The sequence below is a fragment of the Mesorhizobium sp. M8A.F.Ca.ET.202.01.1.1 genome, assembly GCF_004791595.1.
In the GTDB taxonomy this organism is placed as follows: Bacteria; Pseudomonadota; Alphaproteobacteria; order Rhizobiales; family Rhizobiaceae; genus Mesorhizobium.
Map to the genome: position 1 here is coordinate 1 of NZ_SRUN01000108.1, position 378 is coordinate 378.

1 protein-coding gene is annotated in these 378 nt (G+C 57.1%); it reads right to left on the reverse strand.

Going from position 1 to position 378, the window contains the following annotated elements; genetic code table 11:
* Positions 1 to 154 precede the first annotated feature (154 nt).
* On the reverse strand, positions 155 to 378 hold a 224-nt coding region (locus EN845_RS35880; RefSeq protein ID WP_210235534.1), incomplete at its 5' end, for a hypothetical protein.

The following is a 378-nucleotide window of genomic DNA, read 5'->3' on the forward strand; positions in this document are numbered from 1 at the left end:
CCCCTCGTACCAACGCCGGTCTCCTGCATCATCGCAATCCGGGTTGGAAATGCGGGACGATCAAGTCGCATCCCAGGCTTGGGTTTGGCCTCTCCTGGTTCATCATGGAGTGTAAAGCTGCCGGGGCGCGAAGGTTCCGCCTCGTCTAATAAATTCAGCTGACAGGAACGACCTCAGTGGAGAGATAGGTCGACGGCGGTTCCGCCCGGGCCAAGACTGGCTTCCGCCAAAGCTGCGATCGATTTCTCTTCGCCCCCAGGAGACGCTCGGCTACTTCTTTAGCGATGCTTTCCGCTTCCATCGCCACCATCACAATGGAATGGATCTCGATGTGACCGTAGGACGGAAACCACATTTCCGTTCGAACGTTCAAGCCAG